The sequence below is a fragment of the Planotetraspora silvatica genome (assembly GCF_016863315.1).
In the GTDB taxonomy this organism is placed as follows: Bacteria; Actinomycetota; Actinomycetes; order Streptosporangiales; family Streptosporangiaceae; genus Planotetraspora; species Planotetraspora silvatica.
The window spans coordinates 59,928-83,226 of record NZ_BOOQ01000047.1 but is presented as its reverse complement, the minus strand read 5'-3'; the positions used below and the strand labels follow the sequence as shown (position 1 = coordinate 83,226).

The window sequence follows — 23,299 nt, the reverse complement described above, 5'->3', positions numbered from 1 at the left end:
GTGAGGCGATGGCCCGGCATCACGGACTGCGGCTGCGGATGGCCGCCTCGTACGTCCTGGTCACCGCCGCGGCGGTCGCCGTGGTCGAGCTGGTGACGCTGGTACTCCTGGTGCCCCGCCTGGTGGCGGATAGCAAGCAGCGGGACCGCAGCCTGCTCGTCGGCATCACGGCGCACGACTACGCCGCGCAGGTGCTGGCCGCCGCCGGCCGGCTGGGCCGGCTGCCGACCAGCAGCGAGATCCAGCTCGGCGAGTCGGGCCTGGTGCTCGCGCCCCGCGAGGTCCGGATGGAGGCGGGCGGCGAGGGGGTCCGCATCCCGTACACGGCGGCACGGCAGGACGAGCAGAAGCCGCTGTCGCTGGCGGTGCTGCTCAACCTGGACGGCCGGATCGCCGCCAGCTCGTACCCGCCGGGATACCCGGCCGGTGCGGCGTTCGGCGGTCCCGGCGTGGTGACGCTGCCGGCTGGCGCGCTCGCGGTGTCGCCGAAGATGGCCAAGGGGGAGAACGGTCAGGCGGACACCACAATCGGCCCAGTGCTCTGGGCGCTGGTGCCGGTGAACCTGCTGGCGGCAGACGGCAAGCCGAACGCCGGGATCGACGACGCCGGCCCGGCGATCGGCTACGTCTACGTCCAGGTTCCCTATGACGACCGGCTCCCGCTCGGCGCGGACCTCACCTCGCCGGGCACCGACGTCGGGCCGCTGCTCATTATCGGGCTGCTGGTCACCCTCGCCGCGCTGCCGGTCGGAGTGGTCTTCGGCCTGCTGTCGACCAGGACGCTGATCGGCCGGCTGCGCCGGCTGGCGGCGAGCACGGTCGCCGTCGCCGACGGCGACTACAACCACCGGGTACCCGTGTCCGGCACCGACGAGGTGGGCCAGCTGGAGGCGAACTTCAACCGGATGGCGGTCCGCCTGGCCGAGGCGATGGCCGTCCAGTGGCAGCTCGCCGGCGCCGGCGAGCGCGCCCGCATCGCCCGCGAGCTGCACGACTCCATCTCGCAGGACCTGTACTCGCTGCGGCTGCTCGCCGGCGGCCTACGCCGGGCACTGCCGGCCGGCTCGCCGCTGCTCGACCGGGTCGAGGCGATGGAGAGCACCGCCACCGGCACGGTGATCGAGATGCGGGCTTTGCTGCTGGAGCTGCGCCCGGTGGCGCTGCGCGACGCGGATCTCGCGGACGCGCTGGCCGGGCTGTGCGCGGCCTACGGCGACCGGCTGGGCGTGCCGATCGCCACCGAGCTGGCACCGGTGACGGTGGCGCCGGTGGTCGAGCACGCGGCGCTGCGCATCGCGCAGGAGGCGCTGGCCAACGCGGTCAGACACGCCCACCCGACCCGGATCGCGGTACGCCTCGCCGTGGTCGACGGCGGGCTGCTGCTGTCGGTCACCGACGACGGCGCCGGGTTCGACCCGGAGCGCGCCGGCGACCGGCACGGCATGGGCCTGCCGATGATGCGCGAGCGGGTCGCCGAGCTGGGCGGCGACCTCCAGGTCGACTCGGCCCCCGGCGATGGCACCACGGTCCTGGTCCGGCTGCCCGGGGAGCGGCCGTGATCCGTGTGCTGATCGTGGACGACCACAAGGTCGTCCGGCAGGGGCTGCGCCTCCTCCTGGACCAGGAGGAGGACATCGAGGTGGTGGCCGAGTGCGCCGACGGCGCCGCCGCGCTGCGCGCGGTGCATGCGCTGGAGCCGACGGTGGTCCTGCTGGACCTGTTCATGGCCGGGCAGGACGGCCTCAGCGTGCTGGCGCAGATCAAACGGGACCGGCCGGGCACGGAGGTGCTCATGCTTACCTCGTCCGAGGCCGACGAGCACCTGCTCGCCGCGGTACGCGCAGGCGCGCTCGCCTACCTGTCGAAGTCCGCCGGCGTGGACCAGGTCGTCGCGTCGGTGCGCGCCGCGGCCCGCGGCGAGAGCCTGCTGGAGCCGCGGATCGCCGCGCGGCTGGTGCGCGAGGTCCGCGAGGCGGGCGCGCACCGCCCGGTCGACCCGCTGTCCCCCCGGGAGCTGGACGTGCTGCGGGTACTTGCCCGCGGCCGGTCCAACCGGCAGATCGCCAGGACGCTCGCCATCACCGAGGACACCGTGAAGGCGCACGTCTCCAGCATCCTGGCCAAGCTGGGGCTGGCGGACCGCACCCAGGCCGCGATCTTCGGGTTGCAGCAGGGGCTGGTCCCGCTGGACGACGCCCTGAACGACCCTGACTGACCCGCTCCCGGCCGGCCGCACGCGGTCCTCACAACCGCGCGAACACCTGGGGTGGGCCTCGTCGGGATTCAGCGCCAGTTCGGCCGAGCCGATGAGGAGCGGATCCGAGTACCGACCGGCTCGGCGTCCTTGTCCTCGTACGCAAACCGGTGCAGCACGTGCCGCATGGCCTCGATCCGGACCCGGCAGCACGCTGGAGCAGAGTCTCCAGTGCGGGTCGCGCGTAGCCGCGTCGCCGGCACGCTGGGTCCACGGCATAGCCGACTTCGGCCATCCCCGACTGGTCGGGTGGTCCGTGATAACCAGCCTGGCCAATGGCCACCTTGCGCCGCTCATCCCAGATGACACCGGTCACCCATGCTGCGCTGGCAGGGGTCCGCCGCCACCTGCTGATAGCGCCTGTGCCACACCCCTCTCCACTCGGGGCCGGCGAAGTACTCCAAGAGGGGCACGGGAGGCGACGAGTGGCCCTTCGGCGACCATGTCTATGTGGTTACCACCGCATCGGCCACGGACGTTGCCGTGTGGGCAGCGGAACTGCAGCCCGATGATCCGGGAACGGACTTGTGGACCGGCGGGCCTCCGGCGCGGCCAATCGCGGTTCCGCCTGGCTCACGCCTCGTGACCCTGTGGTGGGACTGAGGACTCAACACCGGTACCGAGCATCCTCAACTCGGCAGAAGAGGAAGTGTCGCCAGTCCCGCCGTGATCATGTAAAGCATCAGGCGGGGCCGAAGCGTCAAGCATCAACCGAGGTCTGACACAGGTCCACAAGTCCGGTGGACCATGACGGATTGATCATCGCGATCCACGCCCGATGCCGTCCCGCGCGGGGTGGGACATTCTCGAAAGAATGACAAACCGAGCTATAGGGGCGCGGCAATCCGAATGATCGCGTGATGATGAAGACGTGCGCACCCCCTCACCGATCACCGGTGTTCTCGTGGCCGTCACCGTGGCACTGGTCGGGAATCTGGCGACCAATACCGTGCAGGTCACCTGGAAATGGTGGCCTTTGACGATCTGGACCACCGTCGCGTTCCTAGTGCTGGTCACCCTGCGCATCGAGTACACCCGCCACCGAACCGCTACCCCGCGAGACGGGACAGAGGGCGCGAGTGCGGCTAAGCAGGTGCTGGCTGGCCTGGTTGCGGGCCAGTGGCGCACCGAGGCGATCCTGCGATCGCTGGATGATCCCGATCCGATCCCGGTGCAGTGGCATCTGACCGATAACCGGCAGGCGATGGATCACGCGGTCAATCTCACCCCCGCCTCGCTGCGGCTGAAGGCCTCCAGCGACGACATTCCCGCCCTGGTCCACAAGTTCCGTGCGATGAAACGCCGCCGCCTGGTCATCCTCGGCGGCCCCGGCGCCGGCAAGACCACCCTGGCGGTGCAGTTGGTCCGCGAGCTCCTCGACACCCGCGGCGCGCACCCTCATGAGCCAGTTCCGGTGTTGTTGTCGGTGGCCGGCTGGGACACCGGACGGTTTCCCCACCTGCACGAATGGGTCGCCGTCCGACTGTCCACCGACTACCCGGCGCTACGCGCACCCGAGTTCGGGCCCGATGCCCCTCGGCATCTGGCCACCAGCGGGCAGGTGCTGCCGGTGTTGGACGGCCTGGATGAGCTGCCCTCGCCCGCGCAGGCCGCCGTCATCACCGCGCTCAACCGGTTCCTGGGCCGCGATGACCAGCTGATCCTCACCAGTCGCACGAGCGAATTCACCCACGCCATCGACCGGGCCGGCAACGTGCTGACCTCCGCCGTGGTGATCCAGCCGCGCCCCCTGAACCGGGTAGCCGCTGCGGCCTACCTACGCAGGTGCCTGCCCCCGCACCCCGGACCAGTGTGGGAGCAGATCCTCACCGGCCTGCGGGCCTCTACCCCGGCGCAAGGACCAGTGGCCAATCTGGCCGAACTATGCACAACCCCGCTGGGAGTATGGCTGGTGCGCACGGTCTACCTGAACGCCCGCACCGATCCGGTTAATCTACTGAATGCAGACGCTTTCCCCGACGCGGCGACACTGCGCGCGCACCTGTTTGATCAACTGGTCGACACTCTCATCGACACCCGCCCACCCAGCGACGATCCCGCGCAGTTGTTTCGCCCCCGCCACCGCCACGACCCCGCGCGGGTGCGCCGCTGGCTGAGCTATCTTGCCTACCAGATGAGCCACCCCCACACCGATGGCAGCCCCCGCACCCGTGACCTGGCCTGGTGGCACCTCGCCCGCACCACCCGCACCTTCACCCCCCTTACGCGCATCGCCCTGGCAGCACTCACCACCATCACGGTCGCGCTTACAGTCTCGTTCACGCCCGCGCTCACGTTCACGCTCACATTCGCGCTCACGCAATTAGGCAAGTCCGCGCAGCTCGAGGACGGGCCCGTGAGCCAGTTTGTGTCCGACTTCGCGTTCACGTTCACGTCCTTTCTCCCGACCGGGTTAGTGGTCGGGCTCCCGGTCGGGCTCGTGGTGGGGCTCGCGGCCCGTTCCTGGGCGCGGGAGGAACCGGGCTTCGCTAACCTCCGCCTTCATAGCCGGCTACCTCAGCTCATATCAAAACTCGCGGTCAGGCTCCCGCTCGGGCTCGCGCTCGGGCTCGCGCTCGGGCTCGCGGCGGGGCTCTCGGCCAGTTGGCTCTCGTCCTGGACGAATGGGGAGTTCACGGACATGCTCCCGATCGTGCTCCCAATCACGCTCCCGGTCGGGCTCGCGGCCTGGCTTACGCTCGGCGTCTTATCGTGGGCAGAGGCACCAACACCAGGAGAGCTGGCGAACAGTCCGCTGGCGAGCTGGCGAGCCGACCGCGCGGTGAACCTCCTGCGTATCATCGCGTTCGGGCTCGCGCCCGGGCTCACGGCCATGCTCGCGATCGGACTCGCGGCCGGGCTCACGGCCATGCTCGAGATCGGACTCCCGGTCGGACTCCCGGCCGGACTCACGGCCGGACTCACATTCGGGCTCGCAGCCGGCGCTCACCGTGCGTGGATCGCCTATCTGGTGACGACCCATCGGCTGGCCCGGACAGGCCAACTGCCCCGCAAACTGATGCCGTTTCTCGACGATGCTCACCGATTGGGCCTACTACGCGCGGTAGGACCGATTTACCAGTTCCGCCACGCCGAACTGCAAGACCACCTCGCCGCCACCTACGCCCCTACCCACGTCATCAGCGGTGACCTACGAGAACGTTCTCCATGACGTCCCGTTTCGGTTAAGCAGTTCGAGGCCGTCTAGATAGAGCACCTCGAACGAGGCACCGATCCTCGTCGGCGGTGACATGGCGTCAAACTTCCTGCTGCTCTTTGCTGGCCTCGATGATCGTCCGGTCGGCGGGAAGCTTGCGGGTCTCGCCATCTGGCTCTGTGACGACCAAAATGGGGACGCCCTCGGCGATGCCAAGCTGCCGGCGTTCGGGTTCGGTTGGCATGCGGGCAGTCACCTGTGCGCCGGGGGCAATCGGCACGGTGACGGCCTCCCCCGCGTCTCGGACGCGAGAGCCTCTCAGCTCGGTCACGATCAGTCCCTCTCCCCTCAGCACGGCTATGGCACGGCGTACCGAGTCGCGGGAGATGCCGTACTCGGCGACGTAATCGCTCTCGGCAGGGAGTCGCTGCCCTGGGCGGTACTCCCCCGCCTCGATGCGCGCCCGAATCAGGTCCGCGAGTTGCTTGTAGACCGGGCGGTCGGCGCTGGGATCGATCGTCATAGCGCCGAAGCTACGTAGCAGCATAGGCGCATCGCCTTGCACGTATGTACGTACATAGCTACATTGATTGAAAGATGGCCTCCTCTTGATCGGACGACTGAATGACGCTTCAGGAACTGGCGACCCGATACCCGGATTGGGTGATCTGGCGCGGTGCCAGTGAGACCGGCCCGCAAGGCTGGTACGCCACACGACGCGCAGTCTCGCTGAGCATGGAGCAACTCACCTCCGGGATGGCGCAGACCGTGTGTGGCGACGACGCCCCCGGCCTACTGGTCGAGCTGGAAAGGCAGACTGAGATCGCCCTGCGCCTGGCCGCCGCCCCTACTACGGGGAAGGACGGGCTGAATGACCGTGGCGAGCACCCTGGGCGAAGGGGGGAGCCATGAGGAGCATGCCGGCCGATGGTCGCTCCCCCGCCGCGACGGCGGCAGGGCGACTTCGCGTCGAACTGGAACGGCTGGGCATCTCCACGGAAACGCGAGTAGGCGATGGGGTGGCGCTCCTGTCCGTATGGGTCCACCTCGTCGTGTGGTGCGAGTGGGGGCCTGACGGCTGGCGGTACCGGTGGTGGACCGGCCGGGTATCCGATCACACCGGTCGGTGGGTGTACACAGGGTGCCGGGCGCTCGCGGTGAAGACGGCTGCGCGCAGGGTCGCTGCTCGCTACGCCGAACTGCGCCACGATCATTCCGCCTCACCACGCGGTCATACGTCGTGACCGCGACAAGGCCAACAACCGCGGCCCACCGCGAGAAGACGCCGCCCGACCTGCTTCAGCTCATCACGGGATGTCCGGGCCTTCACCCCGCTGCACCACAGGTTGGATACGCCCGCATGGAGTGGCGAGAGAACTTGCCGCGTACGGACCGCATACGAGTTCGCCGTCACACCTGCGACTGCCAACCGATCGTCTACGAGTTGTGTCAGGCCGGCGGGTTGCTCTTCGTCCGGCGTCTCTATCGCTCCGACGAGGTGCTCATACAGGAGAGCGAATGGCTCCGTGCTCCTGACGCCGAGCAATTGTGGATGAAGATCCTTTCGGGACAGATGCGATGACGAGAAGAGCCAAGACAGGCCTTCACGCGCCCGAGCGCGGAGAGGGACTCCCGTGGCCGGATGTGCTCACTCGGATGTCCTCTGGACCTCCGCGAACGCTGAGATTCCCAGCAGTGCGCGATGCGCCGGTTGCGGCACATGGTGGCGTGCGGATCTCATTTCCCTCGGTGTGCAGCCGTATTTTCGCGATGAAGCTCCGCGCGATCAGCAGCCTTCATCAGTGCAAGGAACGCATCGGTGATCTCGCCTGCAGCGGCGTCGGTATCCAAGCGGTCGGTGTGGATGCGCAGATGAAAGAACGCCTCGTCGGCGTTGGCGGTCAGGTCGGCAAGCGTCTCGTCCCATGCTCGGAGCCGCTTGGCGGTGTCTGCGTCGCCGCGGTTCTTCGACCGCTGCTCGGTGACGTCTCGGGGTGTCCACAGCAGCACGCGGAGCCAGGAGTCCGGAGTACGGCCGATGAGCCGGCGCAGGTCTGCGATGTTTCCGATGTGCGCGACCGGCACCAGTCGGGCGGCTGTCATGTCTTCGATGTTCTGTCGGTCGACGGCGTAGACGTTGCCGTAGCGGTGGGTCTCTGTCAGCAGGCGGCCGACGCGGCGCAGCTCATCGAGATGCTCGGCGCTGACGAACTCGTAGTCATCGGGGCGCCCGGTGCCTACCTTGAGCTTGCGCAGGAGACGGAACCGGCGGTCGTGTCGGTGCAGTGCGGCTGTGATGGTGCTCTTGCCGCTGGCGGGCGGGCCGTACAGCACGATCCCGATCGGCGGCGCCGTCACGTGAATATCCGCCTGAGCGACTCGCGAGTCTGGTCGGCAAGGCTGATCGCCGCACCAAGCCGGTTGTCCACCGTGAGATGTGCTGTAGGCGGACTCACCTCAAGGTCGAGTCCCTCGGCGTACTGGTCCCAATTGCCGAGCTTCCAGGCATCACGCGCAGCGCCGCGGAACTCGATGTACTCGCGCATGGACTCGGGATCGCAGCGGACCCAGATCGCCGCCACGTCGATGCCCTTCGCGGCGCACCGGTTCTCCAGGCGGGTGAACCACGCCTTGTCCTTCAACTCCGCGATGAACGGCGCAGACAGGATGGTCGAAGTGCCGACGTTCAGGTTGTCCCACGCGGTCTCCATCAGGCACCGGTACTCCAGTGGGCGGACCTCCTTGAGATACAGGTCAGAATGCCGGTCGTTGGGGTCACCGCCCAGCGAGACAAGGAGCCGCTCGACGATGGAGCGGGTCAGCGAGTCCTTGTCCAGGAACGCCCAACCGGTGACGTCGGACAGGAACCGCGAGAACTCGGTCTTGCCCGAACCGGCATACCCGCCGACGAGAACGAGGATCGGCCTCGGGCTTCCTCCGCCGTGGCGCCGCCTCCAGGCGTCGACCACTCGGCCACGCAGCAGAGACTGCGGAGAGTCGCCCGGCTCGATGCCGCCAACGGAGACCTTGGTGAACGCTTCCTCGATGACCTGGGCGGCAGCGTTGTCCGCGGCCGGGTCAGTAGGCGCAGGCAATTCGGAAATCACAATTTCCGCTTTCTGTGATTCGCCGGGCAAGGGAGGTCGAAAACCAAGTTCAGGCTCGGTCGCCTGATAGAGCAGGCAGTAGGCACGGCGGTAATGCGGGCCGGGAAACACCGTTCCCTGCTCGTGAGCCCAGAGGGTTTGGAAGTTGGCCGCCGGCACGCTCAACCCGTGAACAGTGGCCGCCTGGCGGAGCCGTTCGCCCGCAGCCTCCAGGGTGAGGCCGTGGGCCTCGCGGTGTTCACGCAGACGAGCAGGGGTCCAGCCGGGTCGCTGGGTCATCTTCATTGCATACCTTCGCCTTCACGCTTCGGGGGAGGTGCGTGTTGTGCGGTCGTGCATGTGAAAACGCTTGTGTAAACCGGCGTTGAGACGGACTGACAAAGCTTAACTAGATCAACGTGATACCGGAACTCCGCAGCTCACGGTGAACTTGAGCCATCCCGAAAGGCGAAACACGCCAGGGGGTGAGCCGCAGGAGACGAGCATGAATGTGGGCGAACGGCGAATCATTCAGGAACTGGCCGCGATGCGGACGGAACTGGAGGAGTTGGCCTGCCGGGTTACCGAGTTCACTTGCGCTCTGGGAACACCGCCGATTCCAGAGCGGCAAGCCGATCCCCCAATTCCTTGACCGCGTGGCGCATCTGACCAAGCTGGTCCAGGACTTCGGCGCTCACGCCGGATGACGGTTCGGGGTCGCGGGTCACCGCGGCGTCCTCACGGACGAACACGCCCTTGCCCTGCTGGCCGATCACTAGCCCCTCGGTGCGAAGAACGCTGATCGCCGACTTGACCACGCTCGCTGAGACCTCGAACCGCTCGCATAGCTGTGCGATGGACGGCAGTGCCGCACCGGGCGCGAGTGAGCCGGCACGGATCTGGTCACGCAACTCGTCGACGATCTGCAAATAGGCCGGCCGGCCGGTCTTCTCCACCATCTGCGCTCTCCTCAGCTCGCCTCCAGTGCAGCACACCCCGGCAAAGAAACCAACCAAGTCCTCAAAGCACTCATTGACAGCTTAGAATTCTAAGCGTTCCATGTACTCTAAGAAGCTCTACTAGTAGAGGATCGATCATGCGCAACATCCCCATCCCCGTCGATGTCACCAAGCTGCAGATCTCCTGCGCCAAGGCCGCCCGGCCGCGCCTGGTCAACAAGGAGACCGGCGAGATCAAGCGCGACAAGGACGGCAACACCATGCACGAGGTCACGCTCCTGGTCGAAGACGAGTTCGGCCGCATGGAGCTCGTCAAGGTCACCATCACGCCCGAACCCCAGATCTCCGCTGGAGACGAGGTGATCCCGGTCGGCCTGGTCGGCTACGTCTGGGAGCAGGGCGACCGCTGGGGCATCTCCTACCGCGCGCAGTCGTTCGTCCCCGCCGGCACCCAGGGAACGGGGACGGACCGATGAGCGACCTATCCCGGCCCTTGCTTCTGGTCCTGGCCGCCGTGTTTGCGCTTCTGGTCTGGCGGCGCTGGGCACCTGTCTCGTACTGGTACCTCGTCGTCTTCCCACGCAAGGCCGTATGGCTGCGCTGGTCCTGGCGGCACGTCGCCTCCGGCTGCGGGCTGACCAAGAAGCGCCACCGCTGGTGGTTCACCACCGTTCCCGGCCTGGTCGCCTCGACCGGCGTCGTCCGGGTCAAGCGCCGGTTCCAGCGAGTTGCCGTCGACACCAAGCCATGGATGGGCCTGCCCCGGCCCGTCCGGCACGGCTTCCGCATCACCTTCCACCTGCTGGACGGCCAGATCCCCGATGACTACGCCAAGATCTGTGACCGGCTCGCACACGCCTGGCGGATCGAGGCGGTCCGCGTGGTCGGATCCCGACCTGGCCGCGTCACCCTCCAGGGCATCACCCGCGATCCCTTGGCATACGTCGCGCCGGCCGTCCCCCCGACTGAACCTCGGGACGGGTGGCGGATGGAGGACCTGCTCCGTCCGGTGGTCGGTGTACTGGAGACCGGCGCCGCCTGGCATATGGACTTCCGACTCATCCCGCACTGGATGAACGCGGGAGCAACCCAATCCGGCAAGTCGAACCTGATCAACGCACTCATCGTCGGGCTCGCTCCCCAGCCTGTCGCGTTGGTCGGCTTTGACCTCAAGGGCGGAGTCGAACTCTCCCCATACCTCCCGCGGCTCACCGCCCTCGCCACGTCCCGCTCCGAGTGCCTCAACCTCCTGGCAGATCTGATCGCCGTCATGGGCGCCCGGATGCTCATCTGCCGCCGGCTCGGAGTCCGCGACATCTGGCAGCTCCCCGACGGCGCTCGGCCCATCCCCGTCGTCGTGGTGGTCGACGAACTGGCTGAACTGTTCCTCACTGCCGACAAGGCCGAAAAGGATCAGGTCACCCGTACGGCCACCGCCCTACTGCGGATCGCCCAACTCGGACGCGCCTTCGGCATCCACCTCGTCCTGTCGGGCCAGCGGATCGGCTCCGACCTCGGCCCCGGCGTCACCGCCCTCCGCGCCCAGATCGGCGGGCGAGTCTGCCACCGGGTCAATGACCCGGAAACCGCGGTCATGACTCTCGGCGACCTCGACCCTGACGCTCTGGTCGCCGCGCGCTCCATCCCGCCGGAGCTGCCGGGCGTCGCGGTGATCACCGGAAGCGACGGCCGCTGGTACCGCGCCCGGTCCGGCTACGTCTCCACCACGGCCGCAGAACGGGCTGCCAACACCTACGCCGACCTCACCCCTTCGTGGGCTCAGGTCGCCGCCTCCGGCCTCGGCCACGAGTTGTCCGGCAACGGAAGCCCCGAGATCGCCGCCTGAATCGCGCTCACCCCACTGCAAAGGAGGAATCAACCATGCCTGCGTCGCTGTCCCGACTGGCCGCGCTGCTGGCCGACTCCGGGCCGGTCCTCATCCTGGCGAGCATCGCCGGTGCCGGCAGCTTCACCCATATCCGCGACACGGCCGCTGAGAGCGGACAGGACGGCTGGATGGCCTGGGCGGTCGCGGTCTGCGTCGACCTCACCTGCGTCATGGCCGCCCGTGAACGCCAGCGGGACAAGAAGACCGGACGCACACGACGGGGCCTGGTGTCCTGGCCGACGCTCGTCCTCGTCGCTGGGATCGTCCTGTCCTTGGCCGCCAACCTCCATCAGGCCGAACCGACCGCTTGGGGACGATTGGCCGCCGCGACTCCCGCCGGGGCGTTCCTGGTGGCGGTCTCGATGCTCGAACGGCGCGCCGCCGGCCCCCGCCTCGACACAGCGTCCTCCACAGTCCCAGCCCTTGCGACTGCTCCGACGCCATCCTCGGCGGCGGTGTCCTCATCGGTACCGGCGGAACCATCGGCGTCCCCGTCCGTCCCCGTCCCGTCCCCCGTCCTCGACCGTCCGTCCCCGATCCCGGCGCTCCTCGCCAGCGAGGACGGCCAGAACGGCGCTCGGGGACCGTCCCCAGCACTCGTCGACTACGCCCGGCGCGTGGCCGACGAACACCACACAAAGCACGGAAAGCCGATCACCCGCGACCTGCTCCGCTCCCGCCTCGGCGTATCCAACCAACTCGCGTCCGACCTGCTCCGCACCCTGCGAACCGCACCTGAAGCCCTCTGAAAGGACAACACCCCGTGTTCACCACCGACCACCGCGCCGCGTTCATCACCGGGCTCCGCGCCCTGGCGACGTTCCTGGAGACCAACCGCGCCGTCCCCGTCCCCGGCTACGCCGTCCGCATCATCCACGCCCCCAGGCAGTCGACCGACGCCGAGATGTGCGCCGAAATCGACCGCATCGCCGCGCTGCTCGGTACTCCGGTCGACACCAATCGCCTGCGCAACGGCCACTACTCGACCGGCCTCGACTTCGGACCCGTCCGCTACCAGGCCACTGCCGTCCTCGCCGACGCCCGCGCTCGATTCGACGCGCTCAACACCTACACCGACTGCGTCACCCCCGACACCGACGCGACCGGCCCCCACGCCGCCTGACCACCCAAGGACAACCGACCATGCGCATCCGCATCGACGGCACCTACGCCGAACTCGCCTACACGATCCACAAGCTCCGCACGATCCTCCCCGTCGGCTCCATCTCGCCGATCCTCCCGCGCTACAAGCGCCCTCACCGGTGGCGCGTCTTCATCAACACCGCGCCCAAGCGTGGCGCAAGGAAGTGGATCACGTGACTGACCCCGACGAGAACCTTCAGCCTGCCGACGTCATCCCCAAGCGCTGGCAGTGCTGCCACTGCGGCGGGACAGGAGTCGACAGCTACAGCGATACCTGCCAGCACTGCGAGGGCCTCGGCTTCTGCTGATCTCCCTCGGCGCCCCCGGCGTGACCGCACATCCGCCAAGACATCCGCCACGTCGGGGGCCATCCCACCCAGAACACTGGAACAGGACGGAACCCATCTTGCCCAAGACTCGAAGTCCACACGCGATCGCCGGGATGATCTCCCGGCTCCATGACCCCGACTATGCCCGGTGGGCCGGTCAGGTCCGTCGGACCGGCGGTTGCCGACAGCCGATTCACCTGCGCGGCAAAGTCGAACACTGGGATACCGCCACCGGCACCCTGCTCCACCGCTACAGCACCCGCCACGAACCGGACGGCATCCTGCGCGTGCCGTGCAAGACCCGCCGCGCGACCCGCTGCCCATCCTGCGCGGAGACCTACCGAGGCGACACCTACCAGCTCATCCGCGCAGGTCTCGTCGGCGGCAAAGGCGTCCCCGAGACCGTGACCGCGCACCCGTGCCTGTTCGTCACCCTCACCGCACCCTCCTTCGGCGCCGTCCACAGCCGGCGCGAGAAGAACGGCAAGATCCTGCCGTGCCACCCGCGACGCGACGCGCAGACCTGCCCGCACGGGACAGTCCTGAGCTGTAGGGCTCGGCACGGCTCCGATGAGGCGTGCCTGGGTGAGCCACTGTGCCCGGACTGCTACGACTACATCGGGTCGGTCCTGTTCAACGCCATGGCACCGGAACTGTGGCGGCGCTTCACCGAAGCCCTGCGCCGGCGCATCGCCCGTCTTGCCGGTCTCACATTGAAGGACCTGCGGGAGCAGCTCGTGGTCTCCTTCGCCAAGGTCGCCGAATACCAGCGCCGCGGCGTCGTCCACCTCCACGCAGTGATCCGCCTCGACGGGCCAACCGGCCCGCACCTTCCGCCACCGTCCTGGGCAACTGCTGGCCTGCTGACGGACGCCGTACAGCACGCGGTATCAGCGGTCGCTGCGAAGACGCCTGGCGCACCCGGCGTCCGGGCTCGTGTCCTGCGGTGGGGCAAACAGCTCGACGTTCGCCCGATCACCATGACCGGCGCCCTCACCGAACAGGCCGTCGCGGCATACATCGCGAAGTATGCGACCAAGGCGGCCGAGTGCGTGGGCACCCTCGATCGGCGGATCGTCCCCACCGAAGACCTGTCCGCGCTGCCCATCCGCGTCCACGCGCGCCGGCTCATCGCCGAATGCCTCCGCCTGGGCGCCCTCGAAAAGCTGGCCGACCTCCGGCTCATCCAATGGGCCCACATGCTCGGCTTCCGCGGCCACTTTTCCACCAAATCCCGCCGCTACTCCACCACCCTCGGCACGCTCCGCGCCGCCCGCGCCGAACACCGGCGCGAGGAAGCGATCACCACCGGACGACTGCCCCTCTTCGACGAAGACACCGTCCTCGCCATCACTCACTGGGAGTACGCCGGCAAGGGCTACTCAGCCGGAGACGCCCTCCTCGCCGCTGCCCTGACCGGCACGCCGAGAGGCAATTCGGAATGGGAGGCCTCATATGGATGACGACCGACTCCTGACCGTAAACGAGGCCGCGGATCGTCTCCGCGTCAGCCGCTGGACTCTGTACTGCCTGATCCGTTCGGGCGAACTGGAATCGCTGATCGTCGGCGTCCGCTGCCGCCGCGTCCCTGTCGACGCACTGAACAACTACGTGACCCGGCTACGCGAGGAGGCCGCCTGATGGGCAAGCGCGCAAACGGTGAGGGCTCCGTCTTCCCCTACAAAGATGGCTGGGCCGGCTACGTCTGGGTCACCACGCCGGAGGGCAAGAAGACTCGCAAATGGGCATACGGCAAGAGCCGCGAGGAGACCCACGAGAAGTGGCTCAAGCTTCATGAACTGGCAGGCAAGGGGCCGGTAGCCACGAAGTATCCGACCCTCGGTGACTTCCTCGGGCGCTGGCTTCGTGAGGTGATCAAGCCCAATCGTGAGCCGACGACCTACGCCGGTTACGAGGCGCTCGTCCGGCTCTACATGATTCCTGGACTGGGCAAGAAGCGACTCGACAAACTCACCGTCCGCGATGTGCAGAACTGGATCAACACACTGCCCGAGCTCTGCACCTGCTGTGATCAGAAGAAGGATCTCAAGCGGTCGGACGGCAAGCGCTGCTGTTCCGAAGGGAAGTGCTGCCAGACCTTCCCCTCAAGGGGCACCATCGCCAGCATTCGCCGTGTCCTTCGGTCCGCCCTCGGCCACGCGATCCGGGAAGAACTGATCTCCAAGAACGTGATCGCGCTCACGACGTTGCCGAACGCGAGCAAGAACGGCAAGAAGCGGAAGCACGACACCTGGAGCGTCGAAGAAGCACGGCGATTCCTTGAACACCTTCGGGCAGTCGAAGAGCCGCTCTATGCCGCCTTTGTTCTAACCCTGGTCCTGGGCCTGCGGCGTGGCGAGGTGCTCGGCCTGACATGGGAATTTGTCGACCTGGACGACCGAGAGCTGTGGATCTTTCGCCAGCTCACCCGCGTACATGGTCAACTCCTCCACCGGGACACGACCAAGACTGAAGACTCGGCAGCGTCGCTTCCCCTCCCTGGGCTGTGCGTCACAGCACTCCGACACCGCCTGCGGATACAGATGAACGCGCGGGATGCGGCCGGGGACAGGTGGAAGGACTCCGATCTCGTATTCACGACGAAGTACGGCACGCCGGTAGAACCGCGGAACTTCAACCGCTCCTTCGACATGCACTGCCGGAAGGCCGGCGTCCCTCGGATCCGTGTCCACGACACCCGGCACACCTGCGCCTCGATCCTCGCCGCCCTCGACGTGCATCCTCGGGTCGCAATGCGCATCCTGAGACACTCACAGATCTCCGTGACCATGGACGTCTACACACAGGTCCCGACGCCAGAGACCCGTAAGGCGCTGGATCGCTTGAACGAGAGCCTCGGTGACGAGAGGGCGCAAGGAAGATCAGGCACACAACGTCCTTGATCTACGCCCAGCGTTGTCTTTCTGCAGATGTAGGAAATGCTCACATCCGAACCGACAAAGACCAGATCCTGATTTGCCACCCGCAACAGGATCTCGGCTCCTAAACTTCCGGTGACGAGGGGAGCACGCGCAGTGTCGCGAGTGGTGACGTATCAGCTTGATCCGGAAACAACGGTTCAATTCGAGATCGAGCCCGTGCCGGGTTTTCATCCAGCGAGCACGGATGAGATCGCTGGCCAAGTCCGTGCCGCGGTAGATCCTGCAGTGCGGGCCGCTCGGGCAGTGTTGGAAAAGGTCCAGCACATGGGACCCAGGGAGATCGAGGTCAAGTTCGGCATCAAAGTCACCGGGACAGCGAACTGGCTAGTGGCAAAGGCCGCGACCGAGGGCAACTTCGAAATCACTTTGACCTGGCAACCAGACTCGGCCGATCGGAAGTCCGACCACAGTTCAGCAACATGACAAACGAGTCCGGTTTCGGCCCCCGAGAGCGGGCATGGGTAGCCGCGATCCACCGGACCGAGGATGATTACACACCAATCGGTTCGGCCGTGGTGATAGATGCACGCCGTGTTCTTACCTGTGCTCATGTGGTGCGGGATCGCGACACGATCAAGAGTCCTCTATGGGTTGCCTTCCCCATGGCGGAGGGGGACACCACGACGCGACGGAGGGTCGCGGCGGTCAATCTAGCCACCACGGCGGCCGATAAGGTTGCGGACATCGCCGTTCTGCGGTTAGAGGCGGATGTTCCCTCCTGGGTGTTGCCGGCGCCCTTGAGAAGTCCTCGGGGCACCGATGTGATCGGCCTGCGCTGGTGGGCGCACGGATTCGCCGGCGGCGATCCGCTTGGGTATTCCGCACAAGGCAACGTTCGTGAGGCGCTCCCCTACGGGTGGATTCACCTGCAGTCAGACTCGAGCTACATCGTTGATGTTGGGTTCAGCGGTGGAGGACTGTGGTCGCCCGACTACAACGCAGTCATAGGTTTGATAGGCCAGGCCAACGACCGCGGCGACGCCCGGGCGATAACGCTCTTTCAGGCGGATCATTGGCTACCTGAGGAAAAACTGTTGGCGCTGGCTACTTGGTCAGTTGAACAGGCTGACGAGGTAGCTCTAGCCGCCTGGGGCTGGAAACTGGAGAGCGACCCTGAGGCCGGACGACACTGGCGTCCTCGCGCTCGCGGGGTCACGCGGGAGAGTGAGCGCGGTTATCGCTTCCAGGGTCGCGCAATAGCGCTGAAGGCCGTGACCGATTGGCTGGATAGGGAACTAATCGATCGACAGGCGCTAGTGGTAACTGGCTCTCCAGGGGTTGGCAAATCGGCTGTCCTCGGCAGGATCGTGACAACCGCCGATGCTTCGGTGCAGGCAGAGTTGCCCTTAGACGACAAAGCGGTCAAAGCATCCCTGGGATCAGTAGCCTGCGCGGTCCACGCCAAGGGCAAGACCGCTCTGGAGGTCGCTACTGAGATCGCGCGCGCCGCCTCCGCGCCCCTCCCCCAGCAAACTCAAGATTTGGCCACACTTATACGACAGGTCTTGGCTGAGCCACGTGGGCGACGATTCAACGTAGTCATCGACGCCCTGGATGAGGCGACCAGCCCGGAAGAAGCTAGGGCGATCATCACCGACATCGTGTTGCCGTTAGTAGAAGACTGCTCGGATGTCGGCGCCCAGGTTTTGGTCGGCACTCGCCGCCGCGACGATAAAGGAGATCTACTAAGAGAGTTCACGCGTCGCGCAAAGATCATCGACTTAGACCATCAAGAGTTTTTCGCCCTGGCGGACCTTCGCGCCTATGCATTAGCGACGCTTCAACTCAATGGGGATGAGCGGTACGGAAACCCATATCAGGATGAAGATGCAGCTCATCCTGTTGCCGACCGTATCGCCACATTATCTCAGGGAAACTTCCTAATTGCTGGACTTATCGCCCGTACGCACGGTTTGCACGACCAAACAGCGATTGCTCCTCATCACATCTCGTTCTCCCCAACGGTCGACAGCGCGCTTCGGTCGTATCTCTCACGCCTAAGCCCGGTTGCCGGGGTGACCGCTGAGTCCGCATTGACCGCATTGGCGTTCGCCGAAGCACCTGGCCTAACAGCCGAACTGTGGAAGGTAACTCTTGCTGCCCTTGGGGAGGAGAACGTCTCCGCCTCAGAACTAGCTCGGTTTGCACGGTCATCAGCGGCTAATTTTCTGGTCGAGTCCAGCTCCGATGGGCCCACGGCGGTATTTCGATTGTTCCATCAGGCACTCAATGACTCACTCCTGAACACTAGAGCGCAGATTATCCCGCGTGCCGATGATGAATATCGGCTCACCGCCAGCTATCTAGCCGAAGGAGCACGCACCGATTGGAAGAATGCGCCAGCCTACCTGCTGCGCTCATTGCCAGCACACGCGGCGCGTGCACAAGATTTTGACTCTGTGCTTTTAGAAGACAATTTTCTGCTGTATGCCGACCTTCAACGCATCCTACCCTTAGCAGATCTTGCAAGATCCACACAAGGGCAGGCTCGTGCACGACTACTTCAGTTGACCCCGCAAGGTGTTGCTGCCAACGCGTCCGTTCGCGGGGCGATGTTCACTGTAAACGAAGCGCTGGAGGACCTTGGCACAAGTTTCCGAAGGTCCACGCAGGTTATGCCCTATCGGGCAGAGTGGGCATCGGCAGGGCCGCGTGTTGAGCGGATGGTGATGGAAGGCCACACCGGCCGAGTCGCCGCAGTTTCGACCTTCATCGTCGACGGTCGTATCCTCCTCGCCACCGCCGGAGACGACAAAACCATTCGCGTCTGGGACCCGACCACCGGGCAAAATCAGCACACACTCAACGGTCACACCAGCCCTGTCAACGCAATATGCACTTTCACCGTCGACGGTCGTATCCTCCTCGCCACCGCCGGAGACGACAAAACCATTCGCGTCTGGGACGCGACCACCGGGCAAAACCAGAACGTCCTGCCTTGCCATGCTAGCCGCGTCAACGCAATATGCTCCCTCACCATCGAAGGCCGCACACTCCTCGCCACCGCGGGAGACGAAAGAACCGTCCGTATCTGGGACCCGGCCACCGGCGCACAAGTGAACCGCCTCATTGGCCACACAGGATGGGTCAAATCCATAGGCGCCTATACTGTCGACGGCCACACCTTCCTCGCCACCGTCAGCAACGACTGGACCGTACGGGTTTGGAATGTAGGGACGGGCAAGTGCGTAAATACTTTATTCCTACGTCGTAGTGGCCGTGTTGGAGCCTTCTGCGCCTTCACAGTCGACGGTCGTTACCTTCTGAGCACGAGCAATGATCGCACTATCCGTATCTGGGACCCAGCTACCGGCGAGAACCAGCAAACCCTCACGGGGCACAACGCCCCAGTCAACGCAATATGCTCCCTCACGATCGAGGGCCGCACGCTCCTCGCCACCACAGGCGACGATCGAACTGTCCGTATCTGGGACCCAGTTACCGGCGAGAACCAGCAAACCCTCACGGGGCACAACGCCCCAGTCAACGCAATATGCTCCCTCACGATCGAGGGCCGCACACTCCTCGCCACCACAGGCGACGATCGAACTGTCCGTATCTGGGACCCAACCACCAATCAGGTTCAAAGCAATGAGGTCCTACGTCGCGCTGACAGCGTGCGGACGGTTTGCGCATTCAATTCCGAGGGGCATGCCTTCTTTGCCACTTCCAACAACTATTCGCCCATTCGCATTTTGGACGCAGAGACGGGCCACGAGCAGCGCGCCCTTGCCGGCCGTACGAGTAACGTCACCGACATACACGCCTTCTCCCTTTATGATCGAACGTTCCTAGTTACCGGCAGCAAGGATGGAGATGTGGATCTCTGGGATGCGGCTACGGGCCAGCGCCAGACCACTATCTCCTCCCATACGGGCAAAATAAACGCCATTTGCACATCTATGATCGAAGGTCATTTGTTACTGGCCATCGCCACCAACGACCTAACCGTACGCACGTGGCCTATTGCCGTGAGCAAGCATGAGTTTGGTCACCCATCTGACGAGACCGACCATCTCCCGTGGGCTCGTACCGTACGCGAGACGTCTTGGAGGATCTACCACGATCCCACGCACGGGGATCTCTTCCTCGATCACCATTTTGCTCGCATCTACAACAACCGTCGGTTCACGCGCCCTAACCGCACCGGCCGGCTGGCCCGATTCGCCAATGACAGGGTGCGAGCAATGTGTGCTTTCGCCCTCAACGGTGAGATTCTTTTAGCCGCCACCGGCCACGATCGAACCATCCGGATCTTGGATGTAACCACCAGTCGGCGCAAGAATGCTCTCACTGGCCACACGGGGAACGTAAACGACGTTTGCACCTTCACTCTTGGTGATCGCGCCTTCCTCGCCAGCGTTAGCAACGACCGAACCCTGCGTATCTGGGATCCTGCCACCGGTCAACATAGGAGCCTCCTCAATGCCCACGCAGGCGATGCGAACGCCATATGCGCCTTGATCCTTGACGGGCGGCCTTTCCTAGCGACAACCAGCAGCGACCGGACCGTTCGCATTTGGGATCCTGCGACGCTTGACTGCCTTTGCGTGATACCGGTCCACCACGAAGGGCTAGCTATTGAGTGGGACGGGGAGAGGCTTGCCGTCGTGTTGTCGGCAGGCATGCTTGTGATCCGCCTATCCCCAACGCTGGTCCGCTCCTGAGGCACTTCGACCCAGAGCGTCTTGATCGAAGGTCGGCTTGTCGCTCTACAGCAGATCTACGCGTCTGTACCGTTGCTGTACCAGTTGCTGTATACCCACGCAGAAGGCCCTCCCGGATGATCCGGGAGGGCCTCTGAGCTGGAGCCGCCTAAGGGAATCGAACCCTTGACCCCTTCATTACGAGTGAAGTGCTCTGGCCGACTGAGCTAAGGCGGCACGCCGTAGAACGGCAGGAGAAAGTCTACAGGTTCAGCGGGGGTTCTCGTGCATCCTGATCACCCCCGCCGGCCGAAGGTTTCCGAGCTATCCGGCCTCTGGGCAGAGCATGCCCTTCTTGGGCACTCGCAGCGAGATGAGGTAGTCGTCGACCGCCGAGTCGACGCAGGCTGAGCCTGTCCGGTAGGCGGTGTGCCCATCGCCGTCGTAGCCCAGGAGGACGCCCGAGGACAGCTCCGAGGCCAGCCCCTTCGCCCACTCGTACGGCGTGGCGGGGTCACGCGTCGTGCCCACGACGAGGATGGGTGGGGCCCCCTCGGCCTTCAGCGGCTTGACACTGTCCGCCGCGTCGTCACCTGCGGCCTTCACCGGCCAGAACGAGCAGGGGAACGACCCCCACATCACGAAGGACCCGAAATGCGGGGCCGCCTTGGCGGCGTCGGCGGCTGCCTTCTCATAGGTGGCCGTGCCCTTCGGGTACGGATGGTCCACGCAGTTGATCGCCATGTTCGACTCGGTCTGGTTGGAGTAGGCACCGCCCGCCTGCCGGTCCACCAGGACGTCCGCCATGCGGAGGAGATCAGTCCCGTTCCCCTTGAAGGCCTGGCCGAGGGCCGTCCGCAGTCTCGGCCACTGCTGGTGGTCGTACAGCGGGGTGACGATGCCGAGGACCGTCCAGGCCTCGTTGATCACGCGTCCGTCCCCGAGATCGTTCCGCAAGGGGTGCGCGTCGGCCTTCTGCAACAGGTCCGCGACCTCCGCCATCGCGCCGTCGACCGTACGGCTGGTGAAGGGGCATGCGCTGACACGCAAACAGTCCTCGGTGAAGGCCTTGAGCGCCACCTCGAACCCCTCGGCCTGCACCTTGTTGGCCGAGAAGGAGGAGACCGCCGGGTCGACGGCGCCGTCCAGGACGAGGGCTCGCACCCTCTTCGGAAACAGATCCGCATACAGCGCGCCGAGGTACGTGCCGTAGGACTTGCCGAGATATGTCAGCCCAGAATCACCGACGACTCCGCGCAGCACATCCATGTCCCTGGCCGCGTTGGCCGTACCGACGTACGGGAGCAGGTTCCCCGATTTCGCCTCGCAGGCGGCTGCGAAGGCCTTCGAGCCCTTCTCCTGGGCGGCGATCTCCGTCGGCGTGTCCGGACTGCCGTCCAGGCCCACGTAGGCGTCCAGTTCCTTGCTCGACATGCACCTGACCGGAGCCGACTCCCCCACCCCGCGCGGGTCGAAGCCGACGATGTCGAACCGGGCACGCAGGTCGTCGGTGAACAGGAACGGGGCCGCCCGCGTGTACTGGATCCCCGACGCACCCGGCCCGCCGGGGTTGATGAGCAGGGAGCCCATGCGCTTACCCGTCGCGGGCAGGCGGATCGCGCTGATCTCGATCTGTTCTCCGGACGGCTTCGCGTAGTCGAGCGGAACCTTGACCTTCGCACACTCGAAGCCCTCGCCGCAGTCCGCCCAGTCGGGCGTCTGGCTGTAGAACGGCTGCAGTGCCGGGGTCGGCGCCGTCCTGGCGTCGTTCCCGGCCCTCGCCGCGGGTTCTTCGCTCGTCGAGCACGCGCCCATGAGCGGAGCAGTCAGCAGGGCCGCTGTGCAAGCGGCCATGATTCGGTTGGTCACGCCTCTTCCGTCCCGTAGGCCGAGTCATACGCTTTGCGCGGGGCGCAGACGCTGGCCTTGGAACAGGCACAGCGCCGACCTCCGTCGTTCAGCCGTACGATCACCGAGTCTGACGGAACGTTGTGGCCGACGACGGTTCCCGGGCCTTCCGGCGTGTCCACAGCGAGCCCGGTACGTGGGGCAGATGCCCTGAATTCCTGGTAGAGCGGGTGCTCGTACTTCAGACAACACATCAGACGGCCGCACGCCCCCGCGATCCTGAGCGGATTGACCGGGAGATCCTGATCCTTGGCCATGCGGACCGATACGGGCTCGAAGTCCTTCAGGAACGTCGCACAGCACAGATCGCGGCCGCACGGGCCGATGCCGCCCTGAAGCCTGGCCTCGTCTCGGGGGCCGATCTGGCGTAACTCCACCCGCGCACGCAGGTTCCGGGCGAGATCCCGGACGAGCGCCCGGAAGTCGACCCGGTGCGGCGCGGAGAAGTAGACCGTGTAGACGTTGTCGGCGTCCAGATAGTCGACGCCGACGACCTTCATCGGCAACTCGTGCCGCTTGATCAGGCGCTTGGACACACTCCGGGCCTCGGCCCTGCGGCGGCGGTTGCCCTCGTCGCGGCTCAGATGCTCGTCTCCGGCGACACCCTGACAGACCGGAAGGCCGTCGATGTCCTCGCTCACGTACTGCGGCGCCCACACGCACTCGGCCACCTCGGGACCGGTGTCCGTGGGCACCAGAACCTTGTCTCCCACCTTGGGGCTGTGGCCACCGGGGTCGAGATAGTAGAGCCGACCGTAACGAGTGAAGCTCACGGCCATGATCATGCCCAAGAGCCGGCCCTCCTCGATCTCGTACGGCTTCCGCCGTGCCCCCACCATACGTGGCTCACACCACAACTGGTCAGGGCCTCCGGTCGACTTCCGCCGGGATCATCATGCCGAAAGCTCCCGTATCCCCCGAACTCAGGCCATGCGATCAGCCGGGATTCCGGACAGGCCGGATATCGCGAATGCAGCGATCACCCCT

Annotated in this window: 22 protein-coding genes and 1 tRNA gene; 15 read left to right on the top strand and 8 right to left on the bottom strand. The window is 65.8% G+C overall.

The genetic code is table 11. The features are described 5' to 3' along the window. Window positions 1–8 precede the first annotated feature (8 nt). A complete protein-coding gene (locus Psi02_RS31595; RefSeq protein ID WP_203979485.1) occupies window positions 9–1,559 on the top strand; it encodes a HAMP domain-containing sensor histidine kinase in 1,551 nt (516 codons plus the stop codon). After that, window positions 1,556–2,215, top strand: coding sequence for a response regulator (locus Psi02_RS31590; RefSeq protein WP_239095322.1), 660 nt, complete (start codon window positions 1,556–1,558; stop codon window positions 2,213–2,215). Before Psi02_RS31595 ends, Psi02_RS31590 begins: the two co-directional genes overlap by 4 nt. Window positions 2,216–2,243: 28 nt before the next feature. Here Psi02_RS31590 and Psi02_RS31585 read toward each other — a convergent pair whose 3' ends face one another. After that, window positions 2,244–2,570 carry a GNAT family N-acetyltransferase gene (locus Psi02_RS31585; protein ID WP_239095321.1) on the bottom strand — a complete coding sequence of 109 codons (327 nt, stop codon included), beginning with the start codon at window positions 2,568–2,570 and terminating at the stop codon, window positions 2,244–2,246. A 44-nt stretch (window positions 2,571–2,614) separates the two neighbouring features. Between Psi02_RS31585 and Psi02_RS41360 the strand changes: the two genes are divergently transcribed. Both Psi02_RS41360 and Psi02_RS31580 read left to right on the top strand, forming a co-directional pair. Beyond that, complete coding sequence (locus tag Psi02_RS41360) at window positions 2,615–2,857, top strand: YfbO family protein (RefSeq protein WP_505859972.1); 243 nt, start codon at window positions 2,615–2,617, stop codon at window positions 2,855–2,857. A 268-nt stretch (window positions 2,858–3,125) separates the two neighbouring features. Beyond that, on the top strand, window positions 3,126–5,426 hold the full coding sequence (locus Psi02_RS31580; protein ID WP_203979484.1) for an NACHT domain-containing protein: 2,301 nt from the start codon (window positions 3,126–3,128) through the stop codon (window positions 5,424–5,426). 85 nt (window positions 5,427–5,511) lie between these two features. On the opposite strand, the gene Psi02_RS31575 is transcribed toward Psi02_RS31580, so the two are convergent. The 4 genes from Psi02_RS31575 to Psi02_RS31560 form a co-directional block, all read right to left on the bottom strand. After that, the gene (locus Psi02_RS31575) at window positions 5,512–5,934 is read right to left on the bottom strand and encodes a GntR family transcriptional regulator (RefSeq protein ID WP_203979483.1); all 423 of its coding nucleotides are present in this window, start codon (window positions 5,932–5,934) and stop codon (window positions 5,512–5,514) included. Window positions 5,935–7,148: 1,214 nt separating this feature from the next. Further along, complete coding sequence (locus Psi02_RS31570) at window positions 7,149–7,769, bottom strand: nucleoside/nucleotide kinase family protein (RefSeq protein WP_203979482.1); 621 nt, start codon at window positions 7,767–7,769, stop codon at window positions 7,149–7,151. Then, on the bottom strand, window positions 7,766–8,803 hold the full coding sequence (locus Psi02_RS31565; protein WP_203979481.1) for a P-loop nucleotide/nucleoside kinase family protein: 1,038 nt from the start codon (window positions 8,801–8,803) through the stop codon (window positions 7,766–7,768). Before Psi02_RS31565 ends, Psi02_RS31570 begins: the two co-directional genes overlap by 4 nt. Window positions 8,804–9,087: 284 nt before the next feature. Then, window positions 9,088–9,456 (bottom strand): winged helix-turn-helix domain-containing protein, encoded by a 369-nt coding sequence (locus Psi02_RS31560; RefSeq protein ID WP_203979480.1) that lies wholly within the window; start codon window positions 9,454–9,456, stop codon window positions 9,088–9,090. A gap of 137 nt (window positions 9,457–9,593) precedes the next feature. Between Psi02_RS31560 and Psi02_RS31555 the strand changes: the two genes are divergently transcribed. The 11 genes from Psi02_RS31555 (at window position 9,594) to Psi02_RS31510 (ending at window position 20,425) form a co-directional block, all read left to right on the top strand. Further along, window positions 9,594–9,932 carry an SCO3933 family regulatory protein gene (locus Psi02_RS31555; RefSeq protein WP_203979479.1) on the top strand — a complete coding sequence of 113 codons (339 nt, stop codon included), beginning with the start codon at window positions 9,594–9,596 and terminating at the stop codon, window positions 9,930–9,932. Next, entirely contained in the window at window positions 9,929–11,302 is a 1,374-nt protein-coding gene (locus Psi02_RS31550) for an FtsK/SpoIIIE domain-containing protein (RefSeq protein WP_203979478.1), read from the top strand. The genes Psi02_RS31555 and Psi02_RS31550 overlap by 4 nt, the downstream gene beginning before the upstream one ends. A 35-nt stretch (window positions 11,303–11,337) precedes the next feature. Further along, entirely contained in the window at window positions 11,338–12,093 is a 756-nt protein-coding gene (locus tag Psi02_RS31545) for a DUF2637 domain-containing protein (RefSeq protein WP_239095320.1), read from the top strand. Window positions 12,094–12,107: 14 nt separating this feature from the next. Next, window positions 12,108–12,467, top strand: a complete 360-nt coding sequence (locus Psi02_RS31540) for a hypothetical protein (protein WP_203979477.1) — start codon at window positions 12,108–12,110, stop codon at window positions 12,465–12,467. A 20-nt stretch (window positions 12,468–12,487) separates the two neighbouring features. Then, the gene (locus tag Psi02_RS31535) at window positions 12,488–12,664 is read left to right on the top strand and encodes a hypothetical protein (protein WP_203979476.1); all 177 of its coding nucleotides are present in this window, start codon (window positions 12,488–12,490) and stop codon (window positions 12,662–12,664) included. Further along, entirely contained in the window at window positions 12,661–12,795 is a 135-nt protein-coding gene (locus Psi02_RS40870) for a hypothetical protein (protein ID WP_275415307.1), read from the top strand. Before Psi02_RS31535 ends, Psi02_RS40870 begins: the two co-directional genes overlap by 4 nt. Window positions 12,796–12,929: 134 nt before the next feature. Further along, window positions 12,930–14,279, top strand: a complete 1,350-nt coding sequence (locus Psi02_RS31530; RefSeq protein ID WP_203979515.1) for a replication initiator — start codon at window positions 12,930–12,932, stop codon at window positions 14,277–14,279. Continuing rightward, entirely contained in the window at window positions 14,272–14,457 is a 186-nt protein-coding gene (locus Psi02_RS31525; RefSeq protein WP_203979475.1) for a helix-turn-helix domain-containing protein, read from the top strand. The genes Psi02_RS31530 and Psi02_RS31525 overlap by 8 nt, the downstream gene beginning before the upstream one ends. After that, window positions 14,457–15,719 carry a site-specific integrase gene (locus Psi02_RS31520; protein WP_203979474.1) on the top strand — a complete coding sequence of 421 codons (1,263 nt, stop codon included), beginning with the start codon at window positions 14,457–14,459 and terminating at the stop codon, window positions 15,717–15,719. Before Psi02_RS31525 ends, Psi02_RS31520 begins: the two co-directional genes overlap by 1 nt. Before the next feature lie 144 nt (window positions 15,720–15,863). Further along, a complete protein-coding gene (locus Psi02_RS31515; RefSeq protein ID WP_203979473.1) occupies window positions 15,864–16,181 on the top strand; it encodes a CU044_2847 family protein in 318 nt (105 codons plus the stop codon). Next, a complete protein-coding gene (locus tag Psi02_RS31510) occupies window positions 16,178–20,425 on the top strand; it encodes a trypsin-like peptidase domain-containing protein (RefSeq protein WP_203979472.1) in 4,248 nt (1,415 codons plus the stop codon). Before Psi02_RS31515 ends, Psi02_RS31510 begins: the two co-directional genes overlap by 4 nt. A gap of 139 nt (window positions 20,426–20,564) precedes the next feature. Here Psi02_RS31510 and Psi02_RS31505 read toward each other — a convergent pair. The 3 genes from Psi02_RS31505 to Psi02_RS31495 form a co-directional block, all read right to left on the bottom strand. Next, window positions 20,565–20,641, bottom strand: a tRNA-Thr gene (locus Psi02_RS31505). An 87-nt stretch (window positions 20,642–20,728) separates the two neighbouring features. Beyond that, window positions 20,729–22,273 (bottom strand): alpha/beta hydrolase, encoded by a 1,545-nt coding sequence (locus tag Psi02_RS31500; protein WP_239095319.1) that lies wholly within the window; start codon window positions 22,271–22,273, stop codon window positions 20,729–20,731. Further along, complete coding sequence (locus Psi02_RS31495; RefSeq protein WP_203979514.1) at window positions 22,270–23,097, bottom strand: PSP1 domain-containing protein; 828 nt, start codon at window positions 23,095–23,097, stop codon at window positions 22,270–22,272. Before Psi02_RS31495 ends, Psi02_RS31500 begins: the two co-directional genes overlap by 4 nt. Window positions 23,098–23,299 lie beyond the last annotated feature (202 nt).